The organism is Streptomyces sp. NPDC096339 (genome assembly GCF_044762985.1).
Classification (GTDB): Bacteria; Actinomycetota; Actinomycetes; order Streptomycetales; family Streptomycetaceae; genus Streptomyces.
In genome coordinates this window covers 62,995-76,228 of the sequence record NZ_JBIWFI010000033.1, presented here as the reverse complement: position 1 = coordinate 76,228, position 13,234 = coordinate 62,995, and the positions used below count along the sequence as shown (strand labels likewise).

Here is a 13,234-nt window from a genome sequence, read left to right as displayed (position 1 = left end):
CACTTCCCGCTTCTCCACACCGTGAACACAGACCGGCGGGTGGAGGGCGGGACGGAAGGGGCTCGCCGCATCGGTCGCCTCGGCCCGCGTCGGCCCGTACGTGGTGTTCGACCGTCGCGACCGGCCCGGCCGCCCCAGGCGCGATGCGGCCGGTCAGCACTGCCCCTGTTCCTCCCTGGCGGCGCGCAGACCGAGCACGATGATGCGCAGGCCGTGCTCGAAGCCCGCGTCGCCGTCCGCGGAGAGCAGGGTGCCCACCACCTGGGCTGCCAGCGGGAACCGTTCGGCGTCGACGCTCCCGGCGACCCGCTCGGGCGAGTAGGGATTGTCGCCTCCGTACGCCGCGCCGGCATGGGCCTGTTCCTCGATGGTGTGGCCGATGGTGTAGTGCAGGAGCGCCGGGAGGCCGCGTGCGGCCTCGCTCAGGCCGAATCCCGCCTCGCCCAGGGTCTGCAGCACGAGCTCCACCGACTGGTACACGGCCGGGTGGTTCACATAGGTACCGGCGAGGACGCGGGCGCCGTCCCGGTGGCTCAGCATCACCTGACGCAGGTGGCGTGCCCAGTCGGCGATCCAGTCCTCCCAGGTCGTGGGATCGACTCGCGGAGTGAGCTTCTCCGCCGCCTCGACGTAGACCAGGGTGGCCATGGCATCGAGCAGTTGCTGCTTGTTCTTGATGTGCCAATAGAGGGTGGGGGCTCGAACGCCGAGCTCCTGCGCGACCACGCGCATGCTGAGCCCGTCGAGACCGACGTCGTCGAGCAGCCGCAACGCCGTTCGGGCGATCACCTCGGAGTTGATCTTCATCTCGTCCACTCTCCCCCCTCTCCGTCACTTGACACTCTAACACCGTTAGAGGCAGTCTCTAACGGTGTTAGAGACCAGGCCTTGGACGAGGGGGAACTCGGATGAGCGACACGAGGACGAACACGGACGTGGTGATCGCGGGCGCAGGACCGACCGGCCTGATGCTCGCCTGCGAACTGCGACTGGCGGGCGTCGACGTGGTCATCGTCGACCGGCTCCCGGAGCGCACCGGCGAATCGCGCGCCGGCGGTCTGCACGCCCGGACGATGGAGGTACTGGACCAGCGAGGCGGCCTGGACCGCTTCATGCGGGCCGGCACGCAGCGGCCGATCGGCCATTTCTCCGGGCTGTGGCTGGACTTCGACGGGCTCGAGAGCACGTACCCGAGGTCGCTGGCGCTCATGCAGTCGGCCGTCGAGCGGCTGCTGGAGGAGTGGGCCGAGGATCTGGGCACACACGTGCGCTGGTCGTCGGAGGTGACCGGGATCCGTCAGGACGCCTCCGGCATCGACATCGAAACGAGTGGGCCGCGAGCCGCCGGGCCGCCGCTGCGCGCCCGCTACCTGGTCGGCTGCGACGGCGGACGCAGCACGGTGCGCAAGCTCGCGGGCATCGGCTTCCCCGGCACCCCGGCGACGTTGACCGCGCTGCTGGGCGACGTCGAACTCGCCGATCCCCCGGCCGAACCGCTCTTCATGCAGCGGCGAGCCGGGGGCGACTTCTCGGTGTTCGCCTGGGAGCCGGGCTGGTACCGGGTGATCACCACGGAGCACGACCGTGTCGCCGGCAAGGGGGAACCGGTGACGTTCGAGGGGTTGCGGGAGTCGCTGCTCAGGATCGCGGGCACCGACTTCGGCATGCACAGCCCTCGCTGGGTCTCCGGGTTCGGTGACGCGGCACGGCAGGCCGACCGGTACCGGAACGGCCGGGTGCTGCTGGCCGGTGACGCGGCGCACATCCACTTCCCGGCCGGCGGCCAGGGACTGAACCTGGGCGTGCAGGACGCGGTCAACCTGGGCTGGAAGCTCGCCTCGGTGATACGCGGCCGGACGCCGGAGACCCTCCTGGACAGCTACCACTCCGAGCGGCACCCCGTCGCGGCACGCGTCCTGCACAACACCCGGGCCCAGTCGGCGCTGACCCGGCCGGGCCCTCAGACCGACGCGCTGCGCGACGTGCTGGGTTCGCTCATCGCGTACGACGACGTGAACCGGCACCTGGGCGGAATGATCACCGCACTGGACGTCCGGTACCCCGCCGCCGACGGCCACCCCCTGGCGGGCCGCCGGGTGCCCGACGTCGAACTGAAGACCGGCGACGGCCTCACCCGCGTCTTCGAACTGCTGCGCACGGCACGCCCCGTGCTGCTCGACCTGTGCGGCAGCCCCCGACTGGCGGCGGCCTTCGCGGGCTGGGCCGACCGGGTCGACCTCGTCGAAGCCCGGTCCGCGGTCGAGCGCTGGCCCGTCTGGCCGGCCGACGAGAGCCCCGCCCCGGCGGCGCTCCTCGTCCGCCCGGACGGCCACGTCGCCTGGGCCTCGGATGCCGGCGCCACCCTCGACACCGCCGCGCTCCGCACCGCCCTCACCACGTGGTTCGGCCCGGCCGCGGCCGGCTGAACCGGCACGTGGGCGCCGGCCGCACGTCACGCACGGGGGCCACCACCGGCTCGGGTCAGGGCCGTTGGCGCGCGAACGCCTCGTAGGCCGCCTCGTCGAAGAGGACGAAGAGGACCTCCTCGACGGACGTCTCGGTGGCACGCACCGTCTCGATCGCGATGCGTGCTCCGTCGTCCATCGGCCAGCCGTAGATGCCCGTCGAGATCGCCGGGAAGGCCACCGTGCGGGCGCCCAGCTCGTCAGCCACCCGGAGCGACTCCCGGTAGCACGAGGCCAGGAGTTCGGAACGGTCCTCCTCCTTCGACCAGACCGGGCCGACGGTGTGGATGACGTGCGCGGCCGGGAGCCGGCCCGCGGTGGTGGCCACCGCCCGGCCCGTCGGCAGGCCCTTGCCGTAGTGCGAGCGCCGCAGGTCCTCGCAGGCCTCGAGGATCTCCGGGCCGCCGCGGCGGTGGATGGCACCGTCGACTCCACCGCCTCCGAGGAGGGAGGAGTTCGCGGCGTTGACGATCGCGTCCGCCTGCTGAGTGGTGATGTCCCCCTGGACCAGGGTCACGCGCACCATGATCGTTCCTTTCTCGTCCGCAGTCGTTCGCGGCTCGTTCGCGGCTCCTTCGCGGCTCAGGACGCGGCGCGCAGCCGGCGCCAGACCGCCTTGGCCGCGTTGTGGCCGGACATCCCGTGCACGCCCGGCCCCGGAGGGGTGGCCGAGGAGCACAGGAAGACCGCCGGGTGGGCCGTCGTGTACGGGGTGAGGGAGAGCTTGGGCCGCAGCAGGAGTTGGAGTCCCGCGGCGGAGCCGCAGGCGATGTCCCCGCCCACGTAGTTGGGGTTGCGGGCGGCGAGCTGCGGCGGCCCGGCGGTGGCGCGCGCCAGGACCCGATCACGGAAACCCGGTGCGAAGCGCTCCAGTTGGCGTTCGACGGCTTCGGTGAGGTCGCCGTCCCAGCCCGCGGGGACGTGTCCGTACGCCCAGAACACGTGCTTGCCGGCGGGCGCCCGGCCCGGGTCGACGAGGCTGGGTTGCGCCGTGATGAGGAAGGGGTTGCGGGGGGCCCGGCCGCCCGAGGCGAGTTGCAGGGCCGCGTCGATGTCCCGGCTGCCCGGGCCGACCTGGACGGTGCCGGCGCGGCGCGCCTCCTGCGCGGTCCACGGCACGGGGCCGTCCAGCGCGTAGTCGATCTTGAAGACGGAGGCGCCGTACTTGTATCCGTCGTACGCGCGCCCCAGGCGGGCGATCCGGGCCAGCGCGGTCGGCGAGGTGTCGAAGACGTACGCCCGGGCCGGCGGGAGGTCGTCGAGCCGCTTGACCTCGAAGCCGGTGTGGACCGTGCCGCCGAGGTCGCGCAGGTACGCGGCGAGCGCGTCGGAGATCGACTGCGAGCCACCGCGCGGCATCGGCCAGCCGTTCGCGTGGGCGGCGAGGGCGAAGACCATGCCGACGGCGCCGGTGGCGATCGCGCCGAGCGGGGCGATGGTGTGCGCGACGAGCCCGGCGAACAGCGCCCTCGCCCGGTCGTCGTGGAAGCGGCGCAGCAGCCAGGTGGCGGGCGGCAGCCCGGCGAGCCCGAACCGGGCGAGGGTGAGCGGATCGCGGGGCAGCGCGGTGCTCGGCAGGGACATGAAGTCCCGGGCGAGGGTGTCCCACTTGCCCAGGAACGGCTCGACGAGACGCCGGTACGTGCCCGCGTCGCGCGGCCCGAAGGACGCGGCGGTCTCCGCGACCGAGCGGGACAGCACGGCCGCCGTGCCGTCGTCGAAGGGGTGTGCCATGGGCAGCGGGGCGTGCAGCCACTCCAGCCCGTACCGCTTCAGCGGCATCGTCGCGAAGACCGGCGAGCCGACGCCGAGCGGGTGGACCGCCGAGCAGGGGTCGTGCCGGAAGCCCGGGAGGGTGAGCTCCTCGGTCCTGGCCCCGCCGCCGACCGTCTCCCCGGCTTCGAAGACGGCCACCGAGAAGCCGCGCCGGGCCAGTTCAACGGCGGCCGTCAGCCCGTTGGGCCCCGCCCCCACCACGACCGCATCGAGAATCGACGGCACTTGCGACTCCTTCGTCCGGCGGCGCCTGCGCCTCCAGGATATTGCGCCCGCTCCGGCCGCCGGGACTGCGGCGGCCCCGGCGGGCGGTGTGTGTACGGGCTATTCCGAGCGCAGCAGGTCCCGGATGCGGAAGGTGGTGGCCTCGTCGCGGCCGATCGCGAAGGGCAGCGCGTTGTCCCGGTCCACCCGGAAGGGGACCCCGTCGACGGTGCTGTGCGTCCCGCCTGCCTCGGTGACCAGCAGCAGGCCGGCCGCGTGGTCCCAGGCCGAGGGCCAGGTGAAGGCCAGCGCGTCCACCTCGCCGCGGGCCACCTTCAGGTACTCCAGGCCCGCCGAACCGCAGGGCCGGGCCGCGACCCCGGGCACGTCCAGCCGGGACAGGACGCGCCTCTGCTCGTCGGTGGTGTACAGCGGGTGGGCCACGGCGACGCGCAGGTCGGCGCCCGGCTCGGGTGAACCGCTGTGGATCCGCTCGCCGTTCACGTACGAGCCCTCCCCGCGCACGGCGGTGGCCAGCTCGTCCAGGGCGGGGGCGAAGGTCCAGGAGGCGAAGATCTCGCCGTGCTGGGCGAGCGCCACCAGGGTGCAGAAGGCGGGGTCGCCCTCGACGAACTGCCGCGTGCCGTCGACCGGATCCACGATCCACACGGGGGCGTCCCCGCGCAGCGCCCCGTACACGGTCGGGTCGGCGTGCACGGCTTCCTCGCCGACCACGACGGAGCCGGGCAGGAGCCGGGTGAGGGAGGCCGTCAGGTGCTCCTCGGCCTTCCGGTCGGCGACGGTCACCAGGTCGTGCGGGCCGCTCTTCTGGTCGACCTCGTGCTCGGCCAACTGCCGGAACCTCGGCGTGATCTCGACCGCCGCCGCCTTGCGGACGGCCTCTTCCACATCGGACAGGCGCTTGGCCAGGAACTCATTGATCATGCCCCCAGCAAAGCACGCCCGGACGACAATCCCCACCGCCGGTTCCGGCGGCCGCCCGGCCGCCGGGTGTACTCCGGGTGAACCGGCCGCCGCCGCCATGTCCATCGCCATCGCCCCGGCCGTCATCGCGGCCGTGACGGTGGCCGGCACCGTGGCCACCGTCCGTGAGGATCCGGACACCCTGCCGTTGGAGCGCCTGCGCCCCCGGCGTGCGGACGGTCCTCCAGCGGTGACGCACCGTGATGGGACGGGTCGGGCGGTCCTTCGGGGGGTATATCCCCCTCGAAGGCCACGACGGCCCCGATGCGCCGGGCAGGCGCCGGACCCGATCCGTCGGAGGATTCCCATGTCAGCCAGTTCCCGCGCAACCGCGGAGCCCGTCCATACCGTGTACAGCGCCATCGCCACGGACATCCCCGGTGATCCGCTCGGAGTGAGCACCTCCGAGGCCCGGACCCTGTCGGTCTCGCTGTTCCGGCGGCTGAACGAACTCACCGAGGGCACCGCCGAGTACTCGTACGTGCGCAACACGCTCGTCGAACTCAACCTCAGCCTGGTGAAGTACGCCGCCCGGCGGTTCCGGGGCCGCAGCGAGCCACTGGAGGACATCGTCCAGGTGGGCACGATCGGCCTGATCAAGGCCATCAACCGGTACGACGTCGAGCGCGGGGTCGAGTTCGCGACGTTCGCGCTGCCCACCGTCGTCGGAGAGATGAAGCGGTTCTTCCGTGACACCTCGTGGGCGGTGAAGGTTCCCAGGCGCATGCAGGAGCTGCGGCTCGACATCGCCAAGGCGCACGACGCCCTGGAGCAGCGGCTGGGCCGGCAGCCCACCGACCACGAGCTCGCGGAGCGCCTGGGCATCGACGACCACTCCGTGGTCGAGGGGCGCCGGGCCGCCAACGGATACACCGCGGGGTCCTTCGACAGGCCCACCGGCGACGAGCCTGAGGCCGGCACCTCACCGAACTCGCTCGGGGTCGAGGAACCCGCGTACGACCTGATCGAAAGCCTGGAGTCCCTCAAGCCGCTCCTCGCCGAACTCGGCGAACGCGACCGGCTGATCCTCTCGCTGCGCTTCGGGCAGGACCTCACCCAGGCGGAGATCGGCGACCGGCTCGGCGTCTCCCAGATGCAGGTGTCCCGGCTGCTCGGCCGGATCATGACGACGCTGCGGACCGGGCTGCTGACCGACGACGAGCCCGCGGCCGACGAGCCCGCGGCGGAGCCGGAGGGGTAGCTCAGTCGTCCTCCGGGATGCTCCGCCGGAGGGGTAGCTCAGTCGTCCTACGGGACGCTCCACCGGAGGGGTGGCTCAGTCGTCCTCCGGGACGCTCCGGCCGGGTACGGCGACCTCCAGCCATACGCGCTTCCCGCCGTCCAGCGGTTCCGCGCCCCAGCGCCGTGCCAGCCGGTCCACGATGAGCAGCCCGTGGCCGCCTGGCCGGGCGGGGTGCGTGTTGCGCCTGCGTACCGGGAGCACGGTGCTCCGGTCGGTCACCTCGATGCGCAGGCCGTCACCGGTGCGCAGGAGCACGAGCGAGCTGGGCCCGCCGCCGTGCAGGCGGGCGTTGGCCACCAGTTCGGACACCAGGAGGAGCACGTCTTCGGCGCACTCGTCGGCGTCCGCGTCATCGCCCCGGGCCGGCATCCACTCCCAGTCGGTCAGGGCGCTCCGGGTGAAGTCGAGGCACTGTGTGACGACGTTCTCGGCGTCGGGGCCCAGTACGAAGACCCGACTCCGTTCCGGTGAACGGCGCTCGCTCATGGTGCGCCTCCGCTAGGGGTGCCGCGCTGCCAGTGCCTCGGCGACGTCGGCGTACACGGGGAAGATCTCGTCGACTCCGGTGATGCGGAACATGCGCTCGACCGGCCGGCGCAGGCCCACCACCTCGATCGTGGTTCCGGCCCTCTCGGCGATGAGACGGCCCTGCAGCAGGACGTTCAGTCCCGTCGAATCGCAGAAGCCCACGTCGGAGAAGTCCACCAGCACCCGGCGTCCGCCGTCGGCGGGAACGGCTCCCAGCGCCTGCCTCAACGGCTCGGCCGTGTCGTGGTCCAGCTCGCCGACGAGCTTCAGGACGATGGCCCCGGGCAGCCGTCGCACCTCTACGGTGAACCGGTCGCCCTCCGCTGTGGAATCCATGGGGACCCCCTTCCGCACGTGGCTCCGTACGGCGCCTACCCGGGCCGGGGGCGCGCATTCGCGCCGGGCCCGGGCTCCTCGCGGCAGGGCCCGAGACGGGCCAGCGGGTGCCGTCCGGCCGTCAGTCGCGCAGCACGGGGATGATGTCCTGCCCGTACGCGTCGATCGTCGCCTCCTTCGCGTCGTGCATGTCGTAGACCGCGAACTGGTCCACTCCGAGGTCGCGCAGGGCCCGCAGCTTCTCGATGTGCGCCTCGGCCGGGCCCAGCAGGCAGAACCGGTCGACGATCTCGTCCGGGACGAAATCGGTGGACGGGTTCCCGGCGCGGCCGTGGTGGCTGTAGTCGTAGCCCTCGCGGGCCTTGATGTACTCGGTGAGCTCGTCGGGGACCATCGAGGAGTGCTCTCCGTAGCGGCCGACGAGATCGGCTACGTGGTTGCCGACCATCCCGCCGAACCAGCGGCACTGGTCGCGGGCGTGTTCGAGGTCCTCGCCGACGTACGCGGGGGCCGCCACGCAGATGGTGATCGCGTCCGGGTCGCGTCCCGCCTCGACCGCCGCCTGCCGGACCGACTTCACCATCCACTCGGTGAGGTAGAGGTCGGCGAGCTGGAGGATGAAGCCGTCCGCCTTCTGGCCCGCCAGGGCGAGGGCCTTCGGCCCGTACGCGGCCATCCAGACGGGCAGCTTCCCGTCCCGGATCCAGGGGATCCGGATGGGGTTGCCGTCGACCACGGCCTCGCGGCCCTCGGCCAGGTCCCGGATGACGTCGATGGCCTCGCCGAGCCGGGCCAGGGTGTTGGGTTTGCGCCCGGCGACCCGCATCGCCGAGTCGCCGCGCCCGATCCCGCAGACGGTGCGGTTGCCGAACATGTCGTTGAGGGTGGCGAAGGTGGAGGCGGTGACCTCCCAGGTGCGGGTGCCGGGGTTGGTGACCATGGGGCCGACGTGGAGCTTCTGGGTGTGCTCCAGGATCTGGCTGTAGATGGTGAACGGCTCCTGCCACAGCACGGCGGAGTCGAAGGTCCATCCGTAGCGGAAGCCGTTGCGCTCGGCGCGGCGCATGAGGCTGACCACCTGCGAGGCGGGCGGATCGGTTTGCAGGACGAGGCCGAAGTCCATGGGGTGGCTCCTTGCGGGTCCGAGCGGCTTACAGGTACTGACAGGTGGATCGGGGGATGTACGCCCCGTGGCCGGCCCGGCCGGTGAATTCGCGCCGGTCGATGACGAGTTCGCCGCGCGAGAGCACGGTGTCGACGCGTCCGGTGATCCGCTTGCCCTCGTACGCCGAGTAGTCCACGTTCATGTGGTGGGTCTCGGCGGAGATGACCTGCTCGGCGTGCGGATCGTAGAGGACGATGTCGGCGTCGGAACCCGGCGCGATGGTGCCCTTCTGCGGGTAGAGGCCGAACATCCGGGCAGGGGTCGCGCAGGCGATCTCGATCCAGCGGCGGCGGCCGATGTGCCCGTCGACGACCGCCTGGTGGAGGAGGTCCATGCGGTTCTCCACCCCCGGCAGCCCGTTCGGGATCTTGGAGAAGTCGCCCCGGCCCAGCTCCTTCTGACCGCGGAAGCAGAACGGGCAGTGGTCGGTGGAGACCACCTGGAGGTCGTTCGTGCGCAGCCCCCGCCACAACGCCGCCTGGTGCTCCCGCGGCCTCAGCGGGGTGGAGCAGACGTACTTGGCGCCCTGGAAGTCGGGCTCCGCGAGGTTGTCGGTGGACAGGAACAGGTACTGCGGGCAGGTCTCCCCGAAGACGGGCAGCCCCTTGTCGCGGGCGGCGGCCAGCTCGGCGACGGCCTCCTCCGCCGAGACGTGGACCACGTACAGCGGGGAACCGGCCACGCGGGCGAGCTGGATGGCGCGGTGCGTGGCCTCGGCCTCCAGGAGCACCTTGCGGACCTCGCCGTGGTGGCGGGGGTCGGTCTCCCCGCGCGCCAGGGCCTGTTCGACGAGGACGTCGATCGCGATGCCGTTCTCGGCGTGCATCATGATCAGCCCGCCGTTGCCGGAGGCCCGCTGCATGGCGCGCAGGATCTGCCCGTCGTCGCTGTAGAAGACGCCGGGGTAGGCCATGAACAGTTTGAAGGAGGTGACCCCCTCGCCGATGAGGAGGTCCATCTCCTTGAGGGTGCCCTCGTTGACGTCCGAGAGGATCATGTGGAAGGCGTAGTCGATCGCGCACTGCCCGTCCGCCTTGGCGTACCAGGTGTCGAGCCCCTCGCGCAGGGCGTGGCCCACGCTCTGCACGGCGAAGTCGACGATGGTGGTGGTGCCGCCCCAGGCGGCGGCCCGGGTGCCCGTCTCGAAGGTGTCCGAGGCGGAGGTCCCGCCGAAGGGCAGTTCCATGTGGGTGTGCGCGTCGACCCCGCCGGGGATGACGTACTTCCCGCTCGCGTCGAGCGTGCGGTCGGCCGTCCAGGCCTCGGCGGCCGCCGAGCCGTGTGCGGCGAGGGCCGCGACGCGGCCGTCCTCGATGAGGACGTCCGCGTGCAGTTCGTCGGCCGCGGTGACGACGAGGCCGCCGCGGATCAGGGTGCGGATGCTCATGTGCGGTGCGTCCCCCTCTACTGGATGCTGTGCAGGGCCTGTTCGAGGATGTCGGCGCCCTCTTCCGCCTCGGCGACGGTGAGGGAGAGCGGCGGCGCGATGCGCAGCACGCTGGTGTTGTGGCCGCCGCCCTTGCCGATCAGCAGGCCGCGTTCGCGGGCGGCCTCCTGTACGGCGCCGGCCGCGTCGGGGTCGGCCTGGTCGGTGCCGGGCCTGGTGAGTTCCAGGCCGGCCATCAGGCCCCGGCCGCGGACCTCCCGTACGGCGGGCACGTGCGCGGAGATCGCCCGCAGCCGCTCCAGGAGCAGGCCGCCGACGCGGCGGGCGTTGCCCTGGAGGTCGTGCTCCAGGAGGTAGGCGAGGTTGGCGACGCCCGCGGCCATGGTGACGGGTGAACCGCCGAAGGTGGAGATGGAGTTGGAGTCGACGCAGTTCATCACCTCGGCGCGGGCCACGACCCCGCCGATGGACATGCCGTTGCCGATGCCCTTGGCGAAGGTGAGGATGTCCGGCGGGCCGTTCTGGGCGTGGGCCTGCCAGCCCCAGAAGTGTTCGCCGGTACGGCCCCAGCCGGTCTGCACCTCGTCGCTGATCCACAGGATGCCGTGGCGGTCGAGGACCTCGCGGAAGGCCCCGTACAGGCCGTCGGGCGGGGAGGTGAAACCGCCGACGCCCTGGATCGGCTCGGCGATGAGGGCGGCCACTCCCCCGCGGGCCTGGCCCAGTACGTCTTCGAGGTCCGCGACGGCGGCGGCGGTGAAGGCGGCGTCGTCGAGGTGGGCGAGGGGGCCCCGGGTGCGGACCGCGCCGTGGACGTAGTACGTCTGGAGCGGCGAGAGGCTGGTCGGGGACCAGGCGCGGTTGCCGGTGATCGAGACGGTGGAGAAGGACCGGCCGTGGTAGCTGTTGCGCATCGCCAGGATCTGGTTGGAGCGGCGGTACGCCGTCGCGAGCAGCAGGGCGGTGTCGTTGGCCTCGGTGCCGGAGGTGGTGAAGAAGACCCGGGCGTCGGGGATCCCCGACAGGGCCGCCACCCGCTCGGCCAGCTCGATCATCGGCCGGTTGAGGTAGAGGGTGGAGGAGTGGATGATCCGCCCGGCCTGTTCGGAGACGGCCTTGGTGACCTCGGGCAGGGCGTGGGCGGTCATCGTCGTGAGGATGCCGCCGAAGAAGTCGAGGTAGCGGTTGCCGTCGGAGTCCCAGACGTGGCGGCCCTCGCCGTGGGTGAGCTCGATGGGGTGCTTGTAGTAGAGCGCGAGCCAGTCGGGCATGACGGTGCGGTGGCGGCTGTGGAGCGGGGTGGGGTTGGTCACGGCTGTACGAGCCCTCCGTAGGCGTCGGGGCGGCGGTCGCGGTAGAACGCCCACTGGGTGCGGACCTCTTCGATGAGGCCGAAGTCGAGGTCGCGGACGAGGAGTTCCTCCTCCTTGTCGCTGGCGACGTCGCCGACGAACTGGCCGCGCGGGTCGACGAAGTAGCTGGTCCCGTAGAAGTCGTTGTCGCCGTACTCCTCCTGGCCGACGCGGTTGATGGCGGCGACGAAGTACTCGTTGGCGACGGCGGAGGCGGGCTGCTCCAGCTGCCACAGGTACGCGGACAGGCCCCGGGAGGTGGCCGACGGGTTGTAGACCAGCTGCGCGCCCGCCAGGCCCAGTTGGCGCCATCCCTCCGGGAAGTGGCGGTCGTAGCAGATGTAGACGCCGACCTTGCCGACCGCGGTGTCGAAGACGGGCCAGCCGAGGTTTCCCGGGCGGAAGTAGTACTTCTCCCAGAATCCCTTGACCTGGGGGATGTGGTGCTTGCGGTACTTGCCGAGGTAGCTGCCGTCGGCGTCGATGACGGCGGCGGTGTTGTAGTAGAAGCCGGCGCTTTCGAGTTCGAAGACCGGGACGACGATGACCATGCCGGTCTCGCGGGCCAGGTCCTGCATGCGGCGGACGGTCGGACCGTCGGGGACTGCCTCGGCCCAGCGGTAGTGCTCGGGCTCCTGGACCTGGCAGAAGTAGGGGGCGTTGAACACCTCCTGGAAGCCGATGATCTGCGCGCCCTGGGCGGCGGCGCGGCGGGCGTGCTCCTCGTGTTTGGCGATCATCGAGTCGGTGTCTCCGGTCCAGGTGGCCTGGACCAGCGCGGCGCGGACGACTTGGGCCATGAGCTGCTCCTCGCGACGGGAACGCCGGTTCTACGCACGTAGACGATGTACGTAGGGAGTAGAACGTAGGCCTCGTCACAGCCTGGGGCAAGACCACCTTGCGCAGTTGGAGTAGTCGATCAAGTTACGTCACCACGCGGTCGTTTGCGGTCGCCGAGCGACCGGTTGACGGGCCGCTGAAGTGCGGGTGTGCCGGGAGCGGAGCGCGATGGGAGCACGCACCACGAAGGCACGGCGCGCGGCGGCGCGCGGCGACCGGTCCGGGCGGCGGGCCTGGGGCCTGTCGTCACGTTCCCGTCGTCGCCCGGAGCATCGCGGGGCAGAGGGGTGAAGGCAGGCCCTGGGCTCAGGCAAGGGCGACGCCGGACACCCGCAGGGCGTGGGACAGGTCGCGGTGATGGGCTCCGGACAGCGCGCGGGCCGCGCGCAGCAGGCGCGGGGCGAACCACTGCGGGTCCTGACGGGCCAGGGCGGCGGACTCCTCGGCGGTGTGCAGCCGGACGTAGGCGCCGAGCAGGGCCTGGGCCTCGCGGTCCCGGCCCGCGCCGCCGAGGGCGAGGGCGGCGTCGGCGATCTCGGCGGCGGGGCGGGCCGCGCCCTGGCGCAGCAGCAGGTCGCAGTCGGCCTCGCGGCCGGCCTCGCCGAGGGCGGCCGCCGCGGCGGCGAGGCGCTCGGGCGGGAGCGAGGCCGCCTCCCAGAGCAGGGTGGCCCAGTCGGCCGCGAGTCCGGCCCGGTGCAACTCGGCGGCCAGCGCGGGCAGTCGCCCGGCGGGCCAGGCCGCGGCCTCGCACAGCAGGGCGTGCGCCTCGCCGCTGCGGTGCTGCGCACGCAGCGCGAGCAGCGCCTCCACGACCCCCGGCACGGAACCCCCCGCGCCCACCCCTGCGTTCCCCCCGGGAACACCACCCGCCACGGGCTCACCCAGCCCTGCCGGAGCTCCTGCGGACGCCCCGGCGAACCCACCCACGACCGGCCCACCCCGCCCTGCCGGACC

General features: G+C 72.3%; 13 protein-coding genes. 2 read left to right on the top strand and 11 right to left on the bottom strand.

All coding sequences use genetic code 11. The features are described 5' to 3' along the window. Positions 1-153: 153 nt before the first annotated feature. Entirely contained in the window at positions 154-807 is a 654-nt protein-coding gene (locus tag ACIQ5Y_RS31215; protein ID WP_403887941.1) for a TetR/AcrR family transcriptional regulator C-terminal domain-containing protein, read from the bottom strand. A 101-nt stretch (positions 808-908) separates the two neighbouring features. Between ACIQ5Y_RS31215 and ACIQ5Y_RS31210 the strand changes: the two genes are divergently transcribed. Further along, the gene (locus ACIQ5Y_RS31210) at positions 909-2,426 is read left to right on the top strand and encodes an FAD-dependent monooxygenase (protein ID WP_403887877.1); all 1,518 of its coding nucleotides are present in this window, start codon (positions 909-911) and stop codon (positions 2,424-2,426) included. Between the two features lie 55 nt (positions 2,427-2,481). Here the strand turns inward: ACIQ5Y_RS31210 and ACIQ5Y_RS31205 are convergent, their stop codons facing one another. The 3 genes from ACIQ5Y_RS31205 to ACIQ5Y_RS31195 all read right to left on the bottom strand — a co-directional run bounded on the left by ACIQ5Y_RS31205 (position 2,482) and on the right by ACIQ5Y_RS31195 (position 5,390). Then, entirely contained in the window at positions 2,482-2,991 is a 510-nt protein-coding gene (locus ACIQ5Y_RS31205) for an O-acetyl-ADP-ribose deacetylase (protein WP_403887874.1), read from the bottom strand. 56 nt (positions 2,992-3,047) lie between these two features. After that, complete coding sequence (locus ACIQ5Y_RS31200; RefSeq protein ID WP_403887871.1) at positions 3,048-4,466, bottom strand: phytoene desaturase family protein; 1,419 nt, start codon at positions 4,464-4,466, stop codon at positions 3,048-3,050. A gap of 99 nt (positions 4,467-4,565) precedes the next feature. Further along, on the bottom strand, positions 4,566-5,390 hold the full coding sequence (locus tag ACIQ5Y_RS31195) for an inositol monophosphatase family protein (protein ID WP_403887868.1): 825 nt from the start codon (positions 5,388-5,390) through the stop codon (positions 4,566-4,568). 346 nt (positions 5,391-5,736) lie between these two features. On the opposite strand from ACIQ5Y_RS31195, the gene ACIQ5Y_RS31190 reads away from it, so the two are divergent. Beyond that, positions 5,737-6,630 (top strand): SigB/SigF/SigG family RNA polymerase sigma factor, encoded by an 894-nt coding sequence (locus tag ACIQ5Y_RS31190; RefSeq protein ID WP_403887866.1) that lies wholly within the window; start codon positions 5,737-5,739, stop codon positions 6,628-6,630. 75 nt (positions 6,631-6,705) lie between these two features. Here ACIQ5Y_RS31190 and ACIQ5Y_RS31185 read toward each other — a convergent pair whose 3' ends face one another. The 7 genes from ACIQ5Y_RS31185 to ACIQ5Y_RS31155 form a co-directional block, all read right to left on the bottom strand. Then, positions 6,706-7,158 carry an ATP-binding protein gene (locus ACIQ5Y_RS31185; protein WP_403887863.1) on the bottom strand — a complete coding sequence of 151 codons (453 nt, stop codon included), beginning with the start codon at positions 7,156-7,158 and terminating at the stop codon, positions 6,706-6,708. Positions 7,159-7,170: 12 nt separating this feature from the next. Continuing rightward, complete coding sequence (locus ACIQ5Y_RS31180) at positions 7,171-7,536, bottom strand: STAS domain-containing protein (protein ID WP_403887860.1); 366 nt, start codon at positions 7,534-7,536, stop codon at positions 7,171-7,173. A 121-nt stretch (positions 7,537-7,657) separates the two neighbouring features. Further along, the gene (locus tag ACIQ5Y_RS31175) at positions 7,658-8,659 is read right to left on the bottom strand and encodes a TIGR03842 family LLM class F420-dependent oxidoreductase (protein ID WP_403887857.1); all 1,002 of its coding nucleotides are present in this window, start codon (positions 8,657-8,659) and stop codon (positions 7,658-7,660) included. Between the two features lie 28 nt (positions 8,660-8,687). Further along, entirely contained in the window at positions 8,688-10,088 is a 1,401-nt protein-coding gene (gene hydA / locus ACIQ5Y_RS31170; RefSeq protein ID WP_403887854.1) for a dihydropyrimidinase, read from the bottom strand. Between the two features lie 17 nt (positions 10,089-10,105). Beyond that, on the bottom strand, positions 10,106-11,359 hold the full coding sequence (locus ACIQ5Y_RS31165; RefSeq protein ID WP_403887939.1) for an aspartate aminotransferase family protein: 1,254 nt from the start codon (positions 11,357-11,359) through the stop codon (positions 10,106-10,108). Positions 11,360-11,397: 38 nt separating this feature from the next. After that, the gene (locus ACIQ5Y_RS31160; RefSeq protein ID WP_403887851.1) at positions 11,398-12,240 is read right to left on the bottom strand and encodes a nitrilase-related carbon-nitrogen hydrolase; all 843 of its coding nucleotides are present in this window, start codon (positions 12,238-12,240) and stop codon (positions 11,398-11,400) included. Between the two features lie 346 nt (positions 12,241-12,586). Next, positions 12,587-13,102 carry a hypothetical protein gene (locus ACIQ5Y_RS31155; RefSeq protein ID WP_403887849.1) on the bottom strand — a complete coding sequence of 172 codons (516 nt, stop codon included), beginning with the start codon at positions 13,100-13,102 and terminating at the stop codon, positions 12,587-12,589. Positions 13,103-13,234 lie beyond the last annotated feature (132 nt).

Coding starts and splice junctions, on each gene's coding strand:
- ACIQ5Y_RS31215 (WP_403887941.1), bottom strand. CDS start 807: ATGAAGATCAACTCCGAGGTGATCGCCCGAACGGCGTTGCGGCTGCTC.
- ACIQ5Y_RS31210 (WP_403887877.1), top strand. CDS start 909: ATGAGCGACACGAGGACGAACACGGACGTGGTGATCGCGGGCGCAGGA.
- ACIQ5Y_RS31205 (WP_403887874.1), bottom strand. CDS start 2,991: ATGGTGCGCGTGACCCTGGTCCAGGGGGACATCACCACTCAGCAGGCG.
- ACIQ5Y_RS31195 (WP_403887868.1), bottom strand. CDS start 5,390: ATGATCAATGAGTTCCTGGCCAAGCGCCTGTCCGATGTGGAAGAGGCC.
- ACIQ5Y_RS31190 (WP_403887866.1), top strand. CDS start 5,737: ATGTCAGCCAGTTCCCGCGCAACCGCGGAGCCCGTCCATACCGTGTAC.
- ACIQ5Y_RS31185 (WP_403887863.1), bottom strand. CDS start 7,158: ATGAGCGAGCGCCGTTCACCGGAACGGAGTCGGGTCTTCGTACTGGGC.
- ACIQ5Y_RS31180 (WP_403887860.1), bottom strand. CDS start 7,536: ATGGATTCCACAGCGGAGGGCGACCGGTTCACCGTAGAGGTGCGACGG.
- ACIQ5Y_RS31175 (WP_403887857.1), bottom strand. CDS start 8,659: ATGGACTTCGGCCTCGTCCTGCAAACCGATCCGCCCGCCTCGCAGGTG.
- hydA (WP_403887854.1), bottom strand. CDS start 10,088: ATGAGCATCCGCACCCTGATCCGCGGCGGCCTCGTCGTCACCGCGGCC.
- ACIQ5Y_RS31165 (WP_403887939.1), bottom strand. CDS start 11,359: ATGCCCGACTGGCTCGCGCTCTACTACAAGCACCCCATCGAGCTCACC.
- ACIQ5Y_RS31160 (WP_403887851.1), bottom strand. CDS start 12,240: ATGGCCCAAGTCGTCCGCGCCGCGCTGGTCCAGGCCACCTGGACCGGA.